This is a genomic window from Rectinema subterraneum (assembly GCA_009768935.1).
GTDB lineage: Bacteria > Spirochaetota > Spirochaetia > Treponematales > Rectinemataceae > Rectinema > Rectinema subterraneum.
Genome location: WESA01000013.1, coordinates 20,915 through 41,274 on the forward strand (window position 1 = coordinate 20,915; position 20,360 = coordinate 41,274).

The 20,360-nt window shown below is 54.9% G+C and carries 18 protein-coding genes; 15 read left to right on the forward strand and 3 right to left on the reverse strand.

The window, feature by feature from the left end:
• Nucleotides 1–2: 2 nt before the first annotated feature.
• The gene (locus GAP13_RS05120) at nt 3–1,403 is read right to left on the reverse strand and encodes a SpiroCoCo family coiled-coil protein (protein WP_158906868.1); all 1,401 of its coding nucleotides are present in this window, start codon (nt 1,401–1,403) and stop codon (nt 3–5) included.
• A 190-nt stretch (nt 1,404–1,593) separates the two neighbouring features.
• Here GAP13_RS05120 and rpsU point away from each other — a divergent pair, with 190 nt between their 5' ends.
• The 13 genes from rpsU to GAP13_RS05185 all read left to right on the forward strand — a co-directional run bounded on the left by rpsU (nt 1,594) and on the right by GAP13_RS05185 (nt 15,830).
• The gene (gene rpsU, locus GAP13_RS05125) at nt 1,594–1,800 is read left to right on the forward strand and encodes a 30S ribosomal protein S21 (RefSeq protein WP_158906920.1); all 207 of its coding nucleotides are present in this window, start codon (nt 1,594–1,596) and stop codon (nt 1,798–1,800) included.
• Nucleotides 1,801–1,882: 82 nt separating this feature from the next.
• Nucleotides 1,883–2,362 carry a DUF192 domain-containing protein gene (locus tag GAP13_RS05130; protein WP_158906870.1) on the forward strand — a complete coding sequence of 160 codons (480 nt, stop codon included), beginning with the start codon at nt 1,883–1,885 and terminating at the stop codon, nt 2,360–2,362.
• A 139-nt stretch (nt 2,363–2,501) separates the two neighbouring features.
• A complete protein-coding gene (gene def / locus GAP13_RS05135) occupies nt 2,502–2,990 on the forward strand; it encodes a peptide deformylase (RefSeq protein WP_158906872.1) in 489 nt (162 codons plus the stop codon).
• A gap of 9 nt (nt 2,991–2,999) precedes the next feature.
• On the forward strand, nt 3,000–3,968 hold the full coding sequence (gene fmt, locus GAP13_RS05140) for a methionyl-tRNA formyltransferase (protein WP_158906874.1): 969 nt from the start codon (nt 3,000–3,002) through the stop codon (nt 3,966–3,968).
• Nucleotides 3,969–4,093: 125 nt separating this feature from the next.
• Nucleotides 4,094–5,182, forward strand: coding sequence for a PASTA domain-containing protein (locus GAP13_RS05145; RefSeq protein ID WP_158906876.1), 1,089 nt, complete (start codon nt 4,094–4,096; stop codon nt 5,180–5,182).
• Nucleotides 5,182–6,315, forward strand: coding sequence for a hypothetical protein (locus GAP13_RS05150; RefSeq protein ID WP_158906878.1), 1,134 nt, complete (start codon nt 5,182–5,184; stop codon nt 6,313–6,315). The genes GAP13_RS05145 and GAP13_RS05150 overlap by 1 nt, the downstream gene beginning before the upstream one ends.
• Nucleotides 6,316–6,320: 5 nt before the next feature.
• Nucleotides 6,321–9,113, forward strand: a complete 2,793-nt coding sequence (locus GAP13_RS05155) for a glycoside hydrolase family 2 protein (protein ID WP_241864293.1) — start codon at nt 6,321–6,323, stop codon at nt 9,111–9,113.
• Nucleotides 9,114–9,125: 12 nt separating this feature from the next.
• Nucleotides 9,126–9,908, forward strand: coding sequence for a uracil-DNA glycosylase (locus tag GAP13_RS05160; RefSeq protein ID WP_158906882.1), 783 nt, complete (start codon nt 9,126–9,128; stop codon nt 9,906–9,908).
• A 4-nt stretch (nt 9,909–9,912) separates the two neighbouring features.
• The gene (priA, locus tag GAP13_RS05165; protein WP_158906884.1) at nt 9,913–11,886 is read left to right on the forward strand and encodes a replication restart helicase PriA; all 1,974 of its coding nucleotides are present in this window, start codon (nt 9,913–9,915) and stop codon (nt 11,884–11,886) included.
• Between the two features lie 181 nt (nt 11,887–12,067).
• Nucleotides 12,068–13,405 carry an acetate kinase gene (locus tag GAP13_RS05170; protein ID WP_158906886.1) on the forward strand — a complete coding sequence of 446 codons (1,338 nt, stop codon included), beginning with the start codon at nt 12,068–12,070 and terminating at the stop codon, nt 13,403–13,405.
• Between the two features lie 296 nt (nt 13,406–13,701).
• Nucleotides 13,702–14,607 (forward strand): hypothetical protein, encoded by a 906-nt coding sequence (locus GAP13_RS05175; RefSeq protein ID WP_158906888.1) that lies wholly within the window; start codon nt 13,702–13,704, stop codon nt 14,605–14,607.
• A 152-nt stretch (nt 14,608–14,759) separates the two neighbouring features.
• Nucleotides 14,760–15,356 carry a hypothetical protein gene (locus GAP13_RS05180; protein ID WP_158906890.1) on the forward strand — a complete coding sequence of 199 codons (597 nt, stop codon included), beginning with the start codon at nt 14,760–14,762 and terminating at the stop codon, nt 15,354–15,356.
• Nucleotides 15,357–15,368: 12 nt separating this feature from the next.
• Complete coding sequence (locus tag GAP13_RS05185) at nt 15,369–15,830, forward strand: PTS sugar transporter subunit IIA (protein WP_158906892.1); 462 nt, start codon at nt 15,369–15,371, stop codon at nt 15,828–15,830.
• Between the two features lie 143 nt (nt 15,831–15,973).
• Here GAP13_RS05185 and GAP13_RS05190 read toward each other — a convergent pair whose 3' ends face one another.
• Entirely contained in the window at nt 15,974–16,672 is a 699-nt protein-coding gene (locus tag GAP13_RS05190) for an SAM-dependent methyltransferase (RefSeq protein WP_158906894.1), read from the reverse strand.
• Nucleotides 16,673–16,798: 126 nt separating this feature from the next.
• Nucleotides 16,799–18,694, reverse strand: coding sequence for a molecular chaperone HtpG (gene htpG / locus GAP13_RS05195; protein WP_158906896.1), 1,896 nt, complete (start codon nt 18,692–18,694; stop codon nt 16,799–16,801).
• Between the two features lie 286 nt (nt 18,695–18,980).
• Between htpG and GAP13_RS05200 the strand changes: the two genes are divergently transcribed.
• Together GAP13_RS05200 and GAP13_RS05205 are read left to right on the forward strand one after the other, a co-directional pair.
• The gene (locus GAP13_RS05200; RefSeq protein WP_158906897.1) at nt 18,981–20,024 is read left to right on the forward strand and encodes a M23 family metallopeptidase; all 1,044 of its coding nucleotides are present in this window, start codon (nt 18,981–18,983) and stop codon (nt 20,022–20,024) included.
• Complete coding sequence (locus GAP13_RS05205; RefSeq protein WP_158906899.1) at nt 20,017–20,355, forward strand: bactofilin family protein; 339 nt, start codon at nt 20,017–20,019, stop codon at nt 20,353–20,355. The genes GAP13_RS05200 and GAP13_RS05205 overlap by 8 nt, the downstream gene beginning before the upstream one ends.
• Nucleotides 20,356–20,360: the final 5 nt, after the last annotated feature.

The following is a 20,360-nucleotide window of genomic DNA, read 5'->3' on the forward strand; positions in this document are numbered from 1 at the left end:
TTTTAGACGTTTTTTAAAGCCTCTATATCGCGCTCGATTTTCTGGGCTTGCGTATAGAGGCTGTCTTTTATTCGCTTCAGCTCTGCATTTACTTCCTGGGCGAGGCGCGCTTCTTCGGCTTTGCGCTGTTCCACGGCATCCTGCGAAATTTTTCGTATTTTGGCGTCCATGGAAGAGAGCCACTTATCTACCTGCTCATAGACGGCTGCTTTGTGCGAATCGAGATCCTTGTAGATGCCCTGTTCGAATTCGTTGAGCGCGGCGGATACATTGCCCTCGGCGGCAGCCCGGAGCGTCTCGGCCTGTGTTTTTGCGTTCTCAAGCGATTCTCGCAGCGCGGAAATTTCGGACATGAATTCTTTTTCGAACGATGCGCGATGGGCTTCAAACGCCTGGCCGAACTGTGCAAATTGCTCTTCGAGCGAGGCGCGCTCGGCCTGGAATTTGGCAGCGAGGGCGGCTGAGGCTTCGGCGGTTTCCTTCTGGATTCGAACCATTTCTGCCGACATCGCGGCAATTGAGGCCTTGGCCTCGGATAGCCTTCGCTGGCTTTCTTTCACTTGCGCCTCGGTCGATGCATTCGTTTCGCCGAGCTTGGCCTGGACGCTTTGCACGAGCATATCGAGCTTCTGCGAAAGGGCAGCGATCTGTTCATCGGTCTGCCGTGAAAGCTCTTTGAAGTCGGCGGCAAGGCGGGCGCGAAGGGTCTGGAATGCCTCATCCTCGATGTTCTGTGCGCGCGACGCTGCTTTTTCGAGCGCTAGCTCTGTTTTCTGATCGATCTGATTGTTCAATGCAGATGCTTGCGCAATGGCGGACTCCGCGTCGCCTTTGGATTGATCGAACAGGTTGACAATTCCAGTCAGGCGCTCATTGAGCTGATCCAGAATGTCATCGCGGAAACCATCGAGGATCCGCTTTGCATCTTGCGCAAATTGATCCTTGACTTTCGGCAGGTCTGCCTCGATTGCGTCCATCTTTTTGCCCGCGACTTCGAGGCGGCGCGCGAGTGCTTCAATGAATTCATTTTTCTCAGCAAGATGCGCGATATTCTGGTCGACGCGTTTTGTCATGTCCATGAGCTGGGAAAGAATTTCGTCATATTCCTTGAACCGGTCTGCAATTGCAGTGATCGATTCCGATTCTGAGTCGATAGTCGCTTGTGCTTCCTGAATTTTTTCGAGCACGACCTTTGCCGCTTTCTGCTGCACATCCAGATCGATGCCATAATGCTTTATTTCTTCGGCCTTCGATTCGACATAGGCGCCAAGCTCGTCCTTAAGTTTCTCCCCCATGCGTTTTAATTTTTCAAGAGACCGATTATCGGCAGTCAACAGGTGATACGCACCGAACATCGCAACGACAATGGCCAGCGTCACCAGATTTCCTACTGAAAACAGCATGCTGTGCTCCTTTTGCAAAAGTATACCGCTCAAAGCAGTTTTGCAAAAGTGCCGCAGCATGGCGCGCTTCAATTCAGGGGCGCGCCTAAGCCGCTGTTTATAAAAATTCCAACCGCTTGCCACCTAAGTGCTTGACAAATTATTTCCTTCAGTTACAATGCACTCCGCGAATTGAAGGGAGGTGAGGACTATCCGCCAGGTTATCGTCGAGGACAATGAGCCCCTCGAGAAAGCATTGAAACGCTTCAAGAGAATGGTCGAGAAAGAAGGCATTATCCGAGAGTGGAAACGCCGTGAATACTTCGAAAAGCCATCTGCTATCCGAAATAGAGAAAAGAAAGCGCTCGAACGCAAGCTCATGAAAAAAACCCGCAAATCACAGGAAGGCAAATACTGATTGTTAGGGCGGCTTAAGCCGTCCGCGACACGAGCCGCTTACTGAGAGCGGCTTTTTTCTTTTTTGAGAATGAGGAGAGACCATGCGACCCAGATATGCATCCTTATTGTCAGCAGTTGCTGTATGCAGTCTGATCTTGATATTCTTCGCTGCGTGCGGGCAAAATACCTCGAGCCAAGGAATTGACAAGCCGAATCCCAAGCTGAAAACCGTCACCCTGACTATTGGAGAAGCGACGGTCAAAGCGGAAGTGGCCATGACGGAGACCGAGCGCAACCGCGGTCTTATGTATCGCACCTCGCTTCGCGATGGCGAAGGCATGTTGTTCGTTTTCGACCGCGACCAGCAGGTTTCGTTTTGGATGAAAAACACGAAATTGCCGCTATCGATCGCTTATATCATTTCTGATGGCACCATTGTCCAGATACTTGATCTTGTTCCGTATTCCGAAGAACCGCGGCCCTCAGCCCGCAGTATCCGCTACGCGCTGGAAGTGCCGCAAGGCTGGTTCGGCCGCGCTGGTGTAAAGGTAGGAGACAAGGTCGCCATTCCTCCTCTATAAAAAAGGGTAGTGCTCTCAACCTTGTGTAAAGCCAAGCCGCTGTTCCCAGCAGCGTCCCGATAATTGCCAGAATCCATTTCATGCAGTAATTTATCAGCAGTACACATGTTGATTGCGTAGATGTAGATAAGGAATTAGGATGCTCAATATAGTAACCTATGGTGATCCAGTGCTCACCGAAAAAGCCCAAGAAATCAGCGCATTCGATCACGATCTCGAGAAAATCGTCATCGATATGCAGGATGCGATGAAGCGCGATCATGGCATCGGACTGGCGGCCCCGCAGGTTGGCATTTCGAAGCGGCTTTTTCTTGTCGGGTTGGACGACGAGCGCTTGCGAATCTTTGTAAATCCTCGCATTGTCGCCATGAGCAAGGAGACAAACGAATACGAAGAGGGTTGCCTTTCGTTTCCGGGGCTATATTTTACTGTCGTGCGCCCTTCAGCTATTGATATAGAAGCCTTTGATATCAAAGGAAAGCCATTCCGCATTAGCGCCGATGGCCTTCTCGCCCGTGTCATCCAGCACGAGTACGACCATCTCGATGGCATTCTGTTTATCGACCGTGTTTCGCCTGCAAAACGAAGGCGGGCGCTTGCGCATTACAGCCGCATGCTGAACATGTAGGAGGGCTCGTTGCGAGTTCTTTTCGCCGGAAGTCCCGAAATTGCGGTTCCTGCTCTGGAGGCGATTGCTGCATCGCACCATGAAATAGCAGCTGTGCTGACCAATCCCGATTCAAAAGTCGGACGCGGGCTCAAGGTGGAGCAGACTCCAGTCGCGAGCGCAGCGCGGCGCATTTTTGGCGAGCGCGTTCCTATTTTCACTTTCGAAACGCTCAAGGCCGAAGCGCGCAGCGGCATTTCAGCCTGCAAACCCGATATACTCGTCTCTTTTGCCTATGGAAAAATTTTCGGGCCGAAATTCATGGCACTCTTTCCGAAAGGCGGCATCAATGTGCACCCGAGCCTTCTTCCTCGCTGGAGAGGCAGCTCCCCTATTCAGCATGCGATTCTGGCCATGGATTCAGAAACTGGAATTTCCATCCAGACAATTGCGCCTGAAATGGATACGGGCGACCTTTTGCTTGTTTCCCGCATTCCGCTTGGGGGGAGAGAAACCGCACGCACCCTTTCGGAACTCTGTGCACGCCTGGCGGCGCCGCTTGTGGTCGAAGTTCTCGACCAGATTGAGCACGGCACAGTCAAAGCCCAGCCACAGATCGGCACTCCGACATACTGCAGCAAGATTTCGAAAGAAGATGGGCTCATAGACTGGACACGGGCTTCACGCGAAATCGATGCGCGCATCCGAGCCTTCGATCCATGGCCAGGCAGCTATACATTCCTTCGGGGGATGCGCCTTTCGATCCTCGAAGCGGAGCCTGTCGATGATTTCTCGCCTTCCGACGTGCCCGGGCATGTGACAAATGTTCAGCCAGGGACTATAATCGCAGTAGTCGCCCCAAAAGGCATGGTAGTGCAGACAGGGCAGGGCTTCCTCGCGGTGAAGCAGTTGCAATTGGCAACGCGCAAGGCAACAGGATACCGCGAATTTGCCAATGGCATGCGGGATTTAATCGGCACCATATTGGGTTTATTGTAGCCAATTGTGCTGAAGCCCGTGCGGACCGCTGTGCTTTCTTCACAGTAGTGATTTGCCTGGCAGGGCGTCGGCGCACCGAGCTTTCGCATCGCTTTTTTGCATCGAAATTGAAGGAATATGAGAACATGGCCAAGAAAGACATAACGCAGACAATAAAAGAAGCAGCCTCCAAAGCTCCCGAAAAAGTGACAGCAGCAGTCAAATCGGCTGTCGATATCGCAAGCGAACAGCACAAGCGCATTTCGGAATGGACAAAGCCACAGAAGCGCACCTTTGTGCTCTTTGCGATCCTTATGTTTGTAGTCATGATCATCTTTGCGGTCTTTGTATTTTTTCTCACCCTGAAAGGGGAGGAGCGCACGATGGTTCCCGATGTCCGCCGCATGGACCTCGCTGATGCGCTTGTTAAAATGCAGCAGCGCGAGCTCTACCCGCGCCTTACCTTGCGTTTTACCGACAACCCCCTCGATCGTAACCTTGTGCTCGATCAGTCGCCTCCTCCTGGAAGCATTGTCAAAGCAGGGCGTCGCATCAATTTGGTGGTGAGCCGGGGAGCTGTGCTCGACAAGATCGAAGACTACAGTGGCCGCAACATCGATGACCTCAGGCTGTACCTGCAGGGCCTTTCGACAACCACCAAGGGGCTTGTCAGCATCAGAGAGCCACCGCTTTACATTTTTGATATTTCAGCACCGGGAACCATTCTCGACCAGAACCCCAAACCCGGAACCGAAATCTCCGGCCCGACCATTCTGGACCTTGTGGTCAGCAAAGGCCCCGAAGCCAAGGACATCGCCATGCCTTCGCTCCTTGGCCTTACCTTGCGCGAAATGGCATCCAAAGCTGCGACTACCCCGCTCATTTTCAGCTATAAAATGCGAGCAGCGCACGACAAGGAAGCGCCTGGCACCGTCGTCGAGCAATCTGAGCCCGCTGACAAGAATCTCAAGCAGCTCGACCGCGTCCAGATTACAATTGCGGCGCCTGCAGCACGCAAGGGATACACTGCCGGCGTCTTCGAGTACACGCTTCCGGAATATCCCTATGCGGTACCAGTTGCGCTCGATGTAATAGTTCCCAATGGCACACGAACGACTCTTTATTCGGTCAAACACCCCGGTGGCTCGTTCAGCGCACCGTTCTCCGTGCAGAGCGGGTCTGTGCTCGTTCTTATGGTCAGTGGTGCGGAGGTAACACGCAAGGAGGTGAGGTGATGAATGCCCAGGGCGAAATTCCTGTCGAAATTATACACTTGTACACCTACGATATCGGCAGAGCCATCGATCTCAAAAAAGTCGCATCGCTTGTGCCTGCCCACCACGATATGGAGTTTGCAAAAAGGCGCGATACGCCTGTGTCGCTGACGCTCCCAAAACCCCTCGTGTTATCTATCAGCACCGACGAGTGCGATTCAAAATGCTTCGACAAATTCTCCGCACAGGCGAAAATCTATGAAGATGGCGCCATTACGCTGATTGTTCGATATAAAACGATGTCGCGCTTTGAGGATCTGCCGCAGAAAGCGAATATGCTCATCCGCGATATCAGCAGCGCAAACTCGATAGAGCAATTTGCGGAATCTTCGTTCAAAATGGTTCACGAAGCGCTTCGGACCGCTGTTGCAGGGTATAAAGAGCTCACCAAAAACGATCGCGAAACCTACACCGCCTTCTGCCTCCTCGAATGCCCGGGAGGGGATCCTCGCGCTTTTATCGATGCGAACAAGGATGTCGCCGCAAGCCTCTTGTCCGGCGAGCCGGTGGGAACCTTGCACATGAGCCAGATCGAACAGATTCTCAACAAGCCATTCAGTTACCGAAAAGACGATATTGCTATTTTCGATCTCGAGCGCTGTCTTATCATCGATCCCGCGGCTGACTATGACGATGTGATCATGATGGCCGAGCACGCGAATTACCGGCTTATCGAGCTTCGGGAACTCGATTTTCTGCTCGACAAGTGGCTGGGCGAAGCCGAGCAGGATATTCGCCGTCTCTATCTGTCAGGCAATCGCAGAAAATTCAGCGATCGCACGCTCAGGCTCAAGCTTGCGCAGATTCAGGGCCTGCGCTTCGATGCGCTCTTTACCCTCGAGAACCTCGACAATTCTTCGAAAATCATCGGCGATTACTTTCTTGGCTCGATCTACCACAGGCTTTGCGAGATTTTCAACACCGACGAGTGGAAAATCTCGATTGAACGACGGCTCAACGCGCTCCAGAATATCTACGAGCTTGTGAAAAATGACTCCACCGAGCAGCGCATGATAACGCTGGAGCTTGTGTTCATCGCGGTCTGCGTCATTTTCCCGATTCTGCAGATTCTGCAGGTCATGTTGCTAAAGTGAAAGCTATGCAGCGCGCGTGGAATGCAGGCTGGTACTACAGGCCAGGGCCCGCGGAGCCGGTTTTTTTGAGCGAGGAGTGGGCCGGGCCGGATGCAGTCGCGGGCGCAGCCAAAACAACAGACAGGGGTATGACAACAACCACGGGCGCGGCTATGGCGGCAGGCGCGGCCACCCAGGATTCCCCGGTGGGCTTGCCCGCCGCTGGTTGGATCCCCGTGCATCTTCCCCACGACATGATCGGCGCCCCCTTAAACAGCTTCGACGAGCGCACATTTGCGCGCAAAGGGTGCTACGCTAAGCTGTTGACTATGGAACAGCTGGCGCGGGCGTGGAGCGATGTCGACGAAGCCTCGCCTGACAAAAAGGAAAATTTAGGCCAAGAGGCCGCGCCCAGTGAAAAGGACGGCGCCCAGCCAGGCGCCGTCCCTGTGCCCACGCCTGACAAAGAAGACGATTTTAGTCCAAGCAGCGCGCACCGAAGCGGCGCGCCCGCCATCTTTCTGCGCTTTGAAGGCGTAAGCGTTTCCTGCCGCGTCTGGGTGAATGGCCGGCTCGCTGGCAGCCATACGGGGCCATATACACCGTTTGAGGTGCGGATTGATCCGCATTTAAAGCTGGAGCCAGAGGCGCCCCCATCAGATCGACCAGCGGTGCCAGGCGCGCAGCCATCGGCGCGGCACAATGTGCGGCCGGCATGGATACTTGTCGAGGTCGACAGCTCCGAGGATGCCGGAGCTCCGCCCTTCGGGGGTGTGGTCGATTATCTGGTGTTCGGGGGCATCTATCGGGGGGTGAGCCTGGAGGTGCATACGGGGGCGTGGGTCGGCACGGTTTGGTGCGCGCCGCGGCCGCTGGGGGATATGCTCGAGGGGCAATGGATAGCCGAAGTCAAAGTCCAAATCGAAGCTGCAGAGCAGCTCCCGCCTCAAGCAAAAATCCGGGCGCAGCTCTTCAGCGGAAATGATCTCATCATCGAGGAGAGCGCCCCTGTAGAGTCGCCAGCTGGCCATGCCGCGACAAAAGCAAAAGAGGTTTTGCTTTCGCTCGCTGTCAACAAGCCGCGACTCTGGGATATCGATGACCCATTTCTCTATAGGCTCGAAGTCGCTCTTCTGGATGAATCCGGCCGCGCTGTCGACATGCAAGAAATTCGGACAGCCTTCCGCACGGCCGAATTCGGTCCGAGCGGCTTCTATCTCAACCATCGCCGTGTTTTCCTGCGCGGGCTCAACCGCCATCAGGAATACCCTTATACCGGCTATGCGATGGGCCCGGATGCTCAGCGCCGCGATGCCGAAATGCTCAAGCAGGAGCTCGGTTGCATCATCGTGCGCACGAGCCACTATCCCCAGTCGCCTTATTTCCTCGATGCCTGCGACGAGCTGGGTCTCCTTGTATTCGAAGAGCTGCCTGGCTGGCAGCATGTCGGCGATGCTTCCTGGCAGGAACATGCCCTTCGCGACCTGCGCGACATGATTCTGCGTGACCGCAATCACCCGAGTATTGTCCTGTGGGGCGTGCGCGTGAATGAATCGCAGGATAATCACGATTTCTATACCCGGACCAACGCCCTCGCCCGCGAGCTCGATCCATTCCGCCCGACCGCAGGTGTGCGGTATATCGCGCACAGTGAACTGCTCGAAGATGTCTATACCTTCAATGATTTTATCTATGACGGCGAGGGAACACCTTTTATTTCTGAGCCAGCCAAAGTGCTCCCCAAACACCACAAGAAGGCTCCCTACCTCATCACCGAGCACACTGGTCATATGTTCCCAACCAAAAGCTTCGATCAGGAAGAGCGCCTCGTCGCCCATAGCCTCAGACACGCGCATATCCTCGATACCGCAATGGGCAATCCGCGCATTGCAGGCTGCATCGGCTGGTGCGCTTTCGATTACCACACGCACAAAGATTTTGGCTCAGGAGACCGCATCTGCTATCATGGCGTGGCGGACATGTTCCGCATTCCGAAGTACGCAGGCTTTCTGTATGCCAGCCAGGTTTCGCCCTCGGAGCGCCTTGTACTCGAGCCTGCTTCGCACTTCGCCAAGGGTGAGCGCGATGCCGCCCGCATGCTCCCGGTGTATGTATTCACAAACTGCGATGCGATCGATGTGTACCGTGGCGCCTCGCTCGTCGGGCGCTTTTCCCCCGACAAGACACATTTTGCGAACCTACCGCATCCGCCTGTCGTCATCGATGACCTAATCGGAAAGCGCATTGAGGCCGAAGGATGGCCGGGTCGCGACGCGGCCTTGTTCTGCAAGCTTGCGAGCAAGGCGATGGCAGCAGGGGCGAGCCGCTTGAGCTTGATGGAAAAACTCCAGATGGGCCTTTTCATGCATCGCCGCAAACTCTCAATGCGCCAGATCGAAGAGCTCGTTATTCGCTATGGCATGGGCTGGGGCTCTGCTGATGAATCGATTCGCCTTGTGGGTATTCTGAATGGCAAAGAAGTAGCAGAGCGCACATTTGGAGCCGATAGCACTGCGCAGGGCCTTGTTGCAGAGGCGGATTCGAACCAGCTTTGCGCCGTAAGCGAAGAAGAATGGTCCAGCACACGGATTGTCGTACGCGCTGTCGACCAGTACGGGAACACCACTCCCTTTGTCTTTGAGCCATTTTCAATTGAGACAGAGGGCCCGATCAGCCTGACCGGCCCCTCGCTCCGAGCGCTGGCAGGCGGAGCGAGCGCGTTCTGGGTTGCTGCAGGGGGCCTGAAGGGGCATGCGCGCATTATCGTTTCAAGTCCGCGCTTCGAGAGCCCCGCCCTTGTCGAGCTTGAGATTGTGTGAGTGAATGGAAGCATGAGCGAATCAGAGTTCGATGCAGCAAAAGCCCAAGCAAGCGCAGGCAGCGCAGAAAGTCCGGGCACAGACAAGCCGCCCATCACCCCGCAGCAGTTTTTCGACAGCCTCCTTTTAATAGAGGATTTTTTGCGCTATGGCTGCCGCAGCGGGCGCAAAGTCGAAATTTCGCTGCCTGGCGACCTGCCTATCGAAACGGGCCTTGCAACCCGCAAGGCTCAGCTCGAAGCGCTCGCAGCGCAAGTCAGCGAATGCACCGCATGTGCGCTTTCCGAGTCGCGCACCCAGACCGTTTTCGGCGAAGGAGTGTCTGACCCCGAGGTGCTTGTCATCGGCGAGGGGCCCGGCGCCGAAGAAGACCGCCAGGGGCTGCCTTTCGTGGGTGCTTCCGGCAAGCTCCTCGACAAAATGCTCGCCGCGATCGGACTGTCGCGTCAGACGAACTGCTACATCGGCAATATCGTCAAATGCCGCCCTCCCAATAACCGCGAGCCCACGCCAATCGAGCGTGCTGCCTGTATCGGCTACCTGCGCGCCCAGATAGCCATTCTCAAGCCGCGCTTCATTCTCTGCGTGGGGCGCACCGCGGCCCATGGCCTTTTGGATCTCACCGACCCCATTTCTCGCCTGCGCGGGCGAACCTTCGAATTCGAAGGAATTCCAGTTGTAATTACCTTTCATCCCTCGGCCCTCCTGCGTGATGCGAGTCTCAAGCGCCCCGCATGGGAGGACCTGAAACGATTCCGCGCGCTCATTGACGGGTCCACCCGGGTCGAGGAGTAGCGCGATGTCTGCATCCTTTGTGCGCGTCGCTTTTCCCATCCCTGTTGAAGAGACCTTCTGGTACCGCAACCCGGGTTTTGCCCCGCTCGAGATTGGCATGCGAGTCGAGGCGCCACTCGGAAAACGGGCCAAAGCGACGGGGTATGCGATAGAGATTGCCGACTCTGTTGTCCTCGACCCTGCTCGCATCCGCGAAATCCTCCGCGTTGTCGATGCCGAGCCGCTTTTCGATCTCGAAATGCTTGGGCTGGGTAAGTGGCTTGCCGCGATGTATCACTGCTCTCTTGGAGAAGCGCTCTCCGCCATGCTTCCCTCAGCCCGCCGCGAGCGCCAGGACCTTTCCGAAGAATTCGACGAAGTCGAGCTGAGTTCCTCGCCCCTCGAGCTTACGCCCGGCCAGCGCGCGGCTCTCCAAGGTATTCTTGCTGAGCCTGAAGGCATGTTCTATTTGTATGGCCCGACCGGCACCGGCAAAACCGAAGTATTCCTGCAGCTTGCCGAAGCTGCCCTCGCGAAGGGCCAGGGGGTCCTCTACCTCGTGCCTGAAATCGCGCTCACCCGCCAGGTCGAACAGGATGCTCGCAGGCGCTTTGGAGGAAGCTGTGCCATCATCCACTCGCGCCTCACCCCCTCGCGCAAGCTCGCCGAATGGCGACGCATTGCCAAAAAAGAAGCGCGCATCGTCATAGGCGCCCGCAGCGCTGTCTTTGCGCCCATTCCGGACCTCGGGCTTATCATCATCGATGAGGAGCACGACACAGGCTACAAGAGCGGCACAACGCCCCGCTATCACGCGCGCCAGGTTGCCATGCATCGTGCGAGTCTCGCCAAAGCCCGCCTCGTGATGGGCAGCGCGACTCCCTCTCCCGAAGCTTGGCATGCCTGTCTGCAAGGCCAGATCCACCGCTTCGATCTCGCGACCAGGCCCGCCGGCGGCTCATTTCCGCTCATCCATATTGTCGATATGCGCGGGCGCGAGGGGCTTATCTCCGACGAGCTTGCAGAGGCTCTGCGCGAAGCAAAGACTGCTGGCCGCCAGGCCATTCTCTTTCTGAACCGCCGCGGATTCGCTCGCACGCTCATCTGCCAGACCTGCGGCACTGAAATAACCTGCAAACACTGCTCGGTCCCGCTCACCTACCATAAAAGCTCAGGCCGGCTTACCTGCCACTACTGCGGCTACAGCGAACCAAAGCTGCTTGCCTGCCCGACCTGCGGCTCGCTCGATCTTGCTTGGGCGAGCTATGGGACCGAACGCATCGAAGAAGAACTGCGCGAGCGCTTCCCCGACATGAGCCTTGCCCGCCTTGATACCGACAGCGCTGGAACGAAAGGGAAGCTCGAAGAGACCCTGCGCGCCTTCCGGAACGGCCAGATCGACATGCTCGTGGGCACGCAGATGGTCGCAAAGGGGCTCAATTTCCCTGGAGTGCGTGTGGTCGGCATATTGATGGCCGACCAGGGCCTCGCGATGCCCGATTTTCGGGCGGCGGAGCGGGTTTTCTCGTTGATTGTGCAGGTTGCGGGGAGAGCAGGGCGCCACAGGCCCGATGGACTTGTGTTTGTCCAAACACGCAAGCCCGATAGCCCCATCATTCGCCTCGCGGCGGCAGGCGATGTGTTGGGCTTTCTTGAGCGGGAACTGGAGATGCGCCGGCATCTGGAGTTTCCGCCGGCAGGACGCTTGTGCAGGCTCGTGTTTCGTTCGCGCTTGGCCCACGATGCGCGCAATGCTGCTGAAAGTGCCGCTAAGGCGGCGCGCCATCTTGCCGAGGAGCCACAATTTGCGGATATCGAAGTGCTTGGGCCTTCCGAATGCCCCCTTGCTATCATCGCAGACAACCACCGCTATCAGCTTATTTTCCGCGCGCGGCGCTTTCAGGCGCTCCAGCACTTTGTGAAGATGCTCAAGCCGCGCATTGAGCTTCCTTCCTCGGTGTATCTCGAAATCGATATCGACCCCGTGAATATGATGTAGGAGGGATTGCGCGCACGCAGCCTTTTTTTGGAAATCTTACGTAAGAATAAATTTTACGTAAGATTTGGGGAGTTGTGCTTTTTTTGCCCATCCCAATCAGTCAAATTTTAGCCAATTCCTTGCCCGCTTTCAAAATCAGTGCTACAATGCTGGAAAAGCTTTTCTCCCCAGGAGTCTTAAAATGGTTATTCTTACCCTCAACTGCGGCTCATCCTCGGTCAAATACCAGGTATATGACTGGGACAAAAAGGATGTCCTTGCCAGCGGCATTGTCGAACGCGTCACCATCGGCGGCTCATTTATCACGCATAAAGTGCGTGGCCGCCCCGACTACGAAGTCGAGCATGAGTGCCCCAACCACATCGTTGCCATCGAGCTCATCCTCAAAACTCTCGTCGATCCCGAAGTGGGTGTCATCAGCGATCTGTCGATGATCAAAGCCGTAGGTCACCGCATGGTGCATGGCGGTTCGAAGTTCGCCAAATCCTCGATCATCAATGGCGACTTCCTCGAAACCTTCAAATCGCTCAATGAGCTTGCTCCCTTGCACAACCCCGCAAACCTCATGGGCGTCGAGGCTGCAAAAACCATCCTGCCCGATGTGCCGCACTGCGCCGTCATGGACACCGCCTGGCATCAGACCATGCCCGCATCGAGCTATATGTACGCCCTTCCACGCGAATGGTATGAAAAATACATGGTTCGCCGCTACGGCTTCCATGGGACAAGCTTCCTCTACAACGCCAAGCGCGCCGCGGTGCTGCTCGGCAAGGATCCCTTCGAGACGAACCTCATCATCGCGCACATCGGCAACGGCTCCTCGATCAACGCGGTCAAGAACGGCTGTTCCTACGACACCTCCATGGGGCTCACCCCCCTCGAAGGCCTCGTTATGGGCACTAGAAGCGGCGACATCGATCCGGGCATCATTTTCCATGTCATGCGCAAGACCGGCATGACCGCTTCTGAAATCGAGAAGAAACTCAACAAGGAGTCCGGCGTCCTCGGCCTCACCACCAAATGGGCTGATCGTCGCGACGTCGAAAACGCCGCCGAAAAAGGCGATCCCATCGCCATTCTTGCCCAGCAGGTAGAAGCATATCGCATAAAGAAATATATCGGCGCCTACTATGCAGCTCTCGGCCATGTCGATGCCATCGTCTTCACCGCGGGCGTCGGCGAAATGGGCCCCGAAATCCGCAAACTTGCTACCCATGGTCTCGAAGAGCTCGGCATCATCGTCGACGAAAAGAAGAACGCCCTCGCGAAGTGCCGCAACGCCGAGCTCGACATCACTGGCGCCGGCTCGAAGGTTCGCGTCTTCGTCATTCCGACCGATGAAGAGCTTGTAATGACCGAAGATACAGTAGCGCTCATCAATGGCACGTATGATGTCCACACCAATTATCGTTACTATTTCGAGAACCGCGACTATGTGAACAAAGCGCGGGCGGAGGGCCTTCAGCGCGACCTCGAAAAGAAGCCATGGCTTAAGGACATTGTCGCGCGCATCCCGTGAAAGGTTGGCAGGCTCAATTATTGCTGTGCCTGTGCCGATAATTGTGGTATACTATGCTAAGTTGGCATAAAGGAGGTGATGAATTAGGTTTTATGCAGTTCGCTCGATGGCTTTTTGCGCATAGCAGGCGCAAAGCGCTGCTTTAATGCGCAAGAATCTGAATTTTTTATGAAAAAAGTTGAATGAAATATGCTTGACAGTACAAAAAGTGCCGATATATACTTCTGAACGAACTTAGAGAGGGGAGCACCGAGCCGTTGGCGAGGCCCCAATCTACTTTTCAAGGAGGATTAGACATGAAGAAGCTAATCGTTTTGCTTCTCGCATTGGCTATGGTCGGTGCCGTATTTGCAGCTGATGCCCCCAAGGCCGTAGCTACCTTTGGTGCGTACCTGGATTCCTATGGCGACTTTATGGATGGTTTGGGCCCGACGCTCTACAGCGAGACCTATTACAACTATTCATCCGGCGGCGTGGGATTTTCTGCGACTGTAACTGGTGGCGAGGATATTTTCAAGCAGGTAAGGAACTATTCAGTATCGTACCAGGTTCTTCCCGAGCTTAAAGTACTCGCTGGTAGACTCCGCGAGACCGGTGGTGCCCGCCTTACTTCCTATATCGATGGAAACGGCTTCTCCACCCGCATTGCGAACGTCCAGAATGGTATGATGGGACAGGTATCCTATCAGGGCGTAGGGCTTGCAGTATTCTCCAAACTCGATACGCTCACCAACACCAACGTAGGGCTTTCCTATACTGCTAAAGGCGTAGCAAAGCTCGTCGGCGGCTACCTTGGCACTTCCAGTGAAATTTGGGTAGGCGCTGATATCCAGGCAGTCAAAGGCGTCGTTGCAAGAGTCGGATTCCGCAACACCCCGACCAAGAACTACATCTATGCGACCGCTGGTTCTTCTGCCCTTGTGAAAAATCTCGACCTCGGCCTCGATGCTGATATCGTGCTTGCCACTGGTGCATTCAATTACGGCGCTCAGGTGAAAGCCCAGTATGCATTAACTGACAAATATTCTGCTGGCGTAAAAGTCTGGTATGACAATGGCGATGCGTGGTACGGAAACAACGGCCTTGCTGCCAAGGCTTATGGTGTTATCAACTTTGCACAGGGCGACATGGTTGTCGGCGTAAAGTATAATGCTGCTACCAGCACTTTCTCCATCCCGTTTGATTTCGAGGTTTGGTTCTGATCTGAGATATTCAGATTATTAGCCTAATGCGAAAAAAGGGCACGCAATGAAAATTGCGCGCCCTTTTTTTAAGTGATTGGAGATGCTTGCTCATGGACGCTGTCGCCTTTAAGCTATAAAATATTAGTAATAATGCAGTTTCGAGGTGCAATATGAATATAACGAAGCGCCCCTCTGCAGGGCTGCCGCTCTATTCTGTTTTGGGTGTGGCGATCTCCGTTATGGTTTCTTTGCTCGTCTTTTCATGCGCCACGGCTAGAAAGTACGATCCAGGAGCCCCAAAAGTAGCAATTGCTCGCGCTTCCGACGCTGAAATTGCTAAATACGGTCCAAATTTCCTTGTAAATCCTTTCAAAGAACCGAGCATAATCGTTCTAGGAAAAACGTACGATTTCTATATCGTCAAAATATCGCTCAATTTGGACAAGCAAACAAAAATCAAAGTGATTGCATCATCACAAGGTCCGTCCGGAGCCGATACCCCTGCAGCATATACTCAAGCAGAGTTCGTGCATTTCTGGGATGTCGTGTCGAATGAGGGTGGCCCGAATGACGGTGAATACGAAAGGCGCAAAACAACTATAGAGAGAACAGTTATCCCTGAATTGTCTTTTTCGGAAGGCTCTGGACAGAACAGCTATTTTTTAGTTTTTGTAGGAAAACATCCTGTCAAAAGGCCGATAACGTACGAAGTGCAAGTGATTCTTGATAGCGGAGAGGCATTCGTTTTTTCCGAGACTCTGGAATAAGGCTGAGAATCCATGCCGCTTCAAGAGCTGATTTTGCAGCACGACGTCTGGTACCTCACCGATGCCGAAAGCATGCAGGAGGCGCTGGGCGCTCTTGTAAAAACTGTTGACTTGCCGGAGGGACTGGACAGAGAAGCGCTGCTCGATGCACTCTTGGCGCGTGAGGATCTGGCGAGCACAGCGATCGGGAATGGTATTGCCATTCCGCATGTGCGGCGATTCGGAAGCGAGAGTCTGCAGCACGATATTGTTGTGGTGGCATACTTGTTTGCGCCGGTGGACTGGAAGGCACTAGATGGCATACCGGTGCATACGCTCTTTTTAGTACTTGCTAAAGATGAGGCGAGCCATTTGCAGCTCTTGGCGGAAATTGCACATGTGGCTTCAGATGAGAGCTTTGTGGCGTTTTTAAAAACCATGCCCGATCGCGCGGCGTTGGTAGAACGCATTCAGAAAATTGAGCAGCTGGATTAGGATCGACAGGCTTCTCGACAGGATGACAGGATTTTGCAGGATGAACAGGATGAGGACCCTTTTAGGGGAGAAGACAGGAAAAAGGGTTAGGGCTTTCCCTAAAAGCTACATCCTGTTGATCACTAAAAATCCTGAACATCCTGTCAAAGTCTTTTATCTTGTTCATCCCGTCGGGCAAACCCCGACGCTACGAGGTAGGTTTCGAAGGATTCGGCACGGCAGGCCTCGGGCTTGAAGGCGCGCGCCTGCGCGAAGTGCTTTTTGAGCTCGGCGATAAGGCGTTTTTCTTCACCGCCCTGAAAAATTTTCATGACAAGGGCGCCGCCCGGCGCCAGCACCTCCAGTGCGAGCCCCATCACTGCCTCCACAAGCTCTTCCGAGCGCGCTTGGTCGACGAGGCGGTTACCAGTCGTGGCTGGGGCGGCGTCGGAGACCACGAGGTTGAATGGCCCCGCTTCGCGAAGGCGTGCGCGCACTGAATCGACCAGGATACTTCCCTTGATAAACGAAAAATTCGAGTCCGCAGGCGCTATTCCCAGGTCCTGGATATCGACTGCGACAAGCCTACCCGCGCCCTTCATCTGCCTTAGAAGCCACAGGCTCCAGGAACCCGGGGCCGCGCCGACGTCGAGGATGGCGGGGCCGGGTGCGCCCGCGCCGCTTGCGCCTGACGAAGGGGAGCTGCGCACGCTATCTTCTTTTCCAGCGCCCGTCCTCCCTCCAAAGCCCTTCAATAGCCCGAACTTCCTCACAATTTCTTCGAGCTTGTAGACAGAACGAGCCGGATAGCCTTCCTTTTTCGCCTTGAGAGTCCAGTAATCGGGGCGTTCATAGCCGGCCATCTATATTCCTCGATCTTATTCTATCCAGTTTTCAATCTTCAGTCCGGGTATCCGCCCGAATTCTGATTCATTATTCGTGACAAGTATACTTGAGCAGCGCCCTTTGCCCCAGCGAGAATTCGGCCCTCAGCTCGACTTCGCCAGCAGGCGGTTGAGCCGCTCCGCAAAATCCTGCGGGACTTCGAAGTGTTCGCCTTCAGCGAGCATGGCTTCGTAGAAGAGCACGTGCGAAAGGTCTTCGATTTCCTGCACTGTGGCGAGGTCGCCACCGCTCAGCTCCTTGCGTGTGTCGAGCGCCACAAGCCGCTCGATGAGCGGATGCTCGGCATTGATTTCGAGGATGGGTTTTACCTCGGGAGCGGGCTCGTTCGTGAGCCGTTCCATGAGCTTGCGGTACTGCGGCGTGAATTCGTCTTTGTCCACAACGACGCATGACGGGCTCTTTCCGAGCCGCTTTGAAAGGCGCACGTCCTTGACGCGATCGCCGAGCACGCGCTTGAGGATTTTCACGGCTTTCTCGCCGCGGTCCTTGTGCTCGCTCTGGTCTTTGCCGAGCTCTTCTTCGGCATCTACCTGCTGGACGCTCTTGAACTGCATGCCTTCGTATTCACCGATGCCGCCAAAAGCAAGCTCGTCGATTTCGTCCGTGCCGAGGAGCACTTCGATGCCCTTTTCCTTGAACACTTCGAGCAAGGGGGAAGCGCGCAAGCGGGCTTCGTTCTCGCCGGTGAGATAGTAGATGGTCTTGCGCCCTTCGCCTGCGCGGCTCTTGTAGTCGGCGAGGCTTGTCCAGTCCTCGGCGAGCGTGCTTTTGAAGCGCACGAGTTTGAGCAAGGGTTCTCTGTTCGTCCAGTCGGAGAGGATTCCTTCCTTGAGCTGGACACCAAAGAGCGAAATGAAGGTCTTGAATTTTTCTGGATTTGTCGCGGCGAGCTGTTCGAGCTCCGAAAAGAGTTTTTTGAGAGTGGCCTGCTGGATGGTCATCATCACGCGGTTGTGCTGAAGCATTTCGCGGCTCACGTTGAGCGGCAGGTCGTCGGAATCGATGACTCCGCGCACAAAGCGGAAGTAGGGCGGCAGAATCTGCAGTTCCTTGTCGGTGATGAACACGCGCTTGACATAGAGTTTTATGCCCTGTTCGCGCGTGGGAATGTAAAGGTCTGCCGGCACGTGCGAGGGAATGTACAAGAGCGAGCTGTATTCGATAGTGCCTTCGGCCTTTGTGTGGATCCAGAGCAGGGGATCCTTTTCGTCGCCGGTGAGGGATTTATAGAAGTCGATGTAGTCCTTGTCCGTGAGCTCTGGCTTTGGGCGGCGCCATAGGGCGCTTGCGCTGTTGACCTGCTCGTCGACGGTTTTGGACTCGGCCTTGGCGGGGTCCTTGGCGTAGGTTTTTTCCTTGCTGACGAGGTGGATAGGCCAGGCGATGTGGTTCGAATAGCGCTTTAAAAGCTCTTCGAGCGACCAGCGCGAGAGGTATTCCGTCCCTTCGTCGTTGATATGGAGGATGACGTCGGTGCCGAAGCCTGCGCGCACTGCGGGTTCGATTTCGAAGCCGCTCTTGCCGTCGCTTTTCCAGACAAAGGCCTTGTCCGTTCCGGCCTTGAGGCTCACCACTTCGATGTGGTCCGCGACCATAAAGGCTGAATAGAAGCCCACGCCGAACTGGCCGATAAGGTTCGACGCCTTGCGCTCGTTCTCGCCAAGGCGTTCGAGGAAGGCGCGGGTGCCAGAGCGCGCGATGGTGCCGAGGTTGTCGGCAAGCTCCTCTTCATCCATGCCGATACCGTTGTCGGACACGGTGATGGTCTTCGCGTCCTCATCGAGAGTTACAGTGATGCGCGGCTCGAAGCTGAGGGTCTTGAACGCGTCGTCGGAAACCGTGAGGTACTTGAGTTTGTCGATCGCGTCCGAAGCGTTCGAAATGAGCTCGCGCAGGAACACTTCCTTGTGCGAATAGAGAGAATGCGTGATAAGGTTGAGAAGTTGGTTGACTTCGGTTTTGAATGCGTAATTGGCCATGAACAATTCTCCTGAAAAACTGAAGATGTGCTGGAAACCGATTGATCGGTCGTTCGTTTCCAATATATCGAAATTTGGGTTGAAAGTGAATTCGCGGGTGGCGGAAAGGCGTCTGTGGGAGGCAGGTGCCTGCCGGAGCCCGCTTGGTTTGACAGTCAAAGCCATACGATGCTACATTTACTGGCTGGATTTGCAGCAAGAAAGATGCCGCGCGACAGGCGCGTGCATGCCGAGGCGCCTTTTGAGCGCGGGGTTGAAATTGCTTGCTTTGTAGGGAGAGGATACAGTGCCTGAGGGCTTGCGCAGTTGGAAAGAGAAGGAAAAGCGCTGGTATTCGCGCATGGTGCAGGGCATTTCGAGCGGTCTCGATGTCGTGCGCGTGGCGGTGCGTCGCTTTTTCTCGTGGGGACGGACGCGATTTGTCTTTGCGGTCATTCCTCAGAGTGAAAAACCTGCGCGCAAGCTCGAGCTGAGCCGTTTTTCTCTTATAGCAATTGGAGTAGCCGCTCTTGTTTTTGCAGGCAGCGCGATTGCTTCGATTTCAGCCTATGGTGCAGCTGCATTGAAAGCATCGGCGCTGCATACCCAGCTGGCAAAGGCTAACGAAAGTATCGACAAGATGCGCGAGACCACCGAGAACTTGCTCTCCAAAACAGCGCAATTTCAGGAAAAATTGGGGCAGATCGTTACCATAGTGCAGAGCAAAGGTAAGCCTGATCCTGCGCAGAGTGCGGACAATATCCTTAAAACCGCAGGGCTTTCGGATCTTATTCCCGGCCGGTTTTCCGATGATCCGGTGAGCCGCGATGTGCTCAGGCTCGAGGGCATCGCAGGGACGCTTGACAACAGCGTTGCGGCGCTCGATCAAATAGCCAATGTGCTTGCTAGCCAAAAGGATATCATGACTGAAGTGCCGAACATCTGGCCGATCAAAGGGAACCTCGGCCACATCACCATGTATTTCGGCCAGAACGAGAACCCTTTTTCGACAGGGCAATGGTACTTGCACACCGGTATCGATATTTCGACGAACCGCGTTGGCGATCCGGTTCTGGCAACTGCCGATGGCAAGGTCATCGACATTCACTACAATGCGAGCCTCGGCAATTCAATCACGATTCAGCACAGCCACGGTTTTACCACTCGCTATGGGCATTTGCGTGGTTTTGCGGTCAAAAAAGGCCAGCGGGTTTCTCAAGGCGATGTCATCGGGTACCTGGGCAATACAGGCAAAACAACCGGCCCGCACCTTCATTATGAAGTGTACCTCGGGACGAGCCTTATTGACCCATTGCGCTTTTTGAATATTCGCAAGGAATATCATGAGTAAGCAGGGTTTTTCCGATTGTGTGATAGGGCAGGGAGTAAAAGCCGAAGGGCGGATCGAAGCGCCAGGCATGGTGCGCATCGATGGCGAATTTTCGGGTGATATAATAAGCGGCGCTTCTGTGATAATCTCGAAAGATGCGGTAATGCATGCACATATCCGTGCACGGGATCTTTTGGTCGCGGGATTTTTCAGTGGAACAGCGATCGTTCAGAATGAAGTTCGCTATGTCGAAACAGCCCGGGTACGCGCTGATTGCACTGGCAAAATGCTTGTCGTGGAGCCCGGTGCTCTTGTTCAGGGCAAATTTATGCGAAATAGCGATGCGCAATAGTTCAG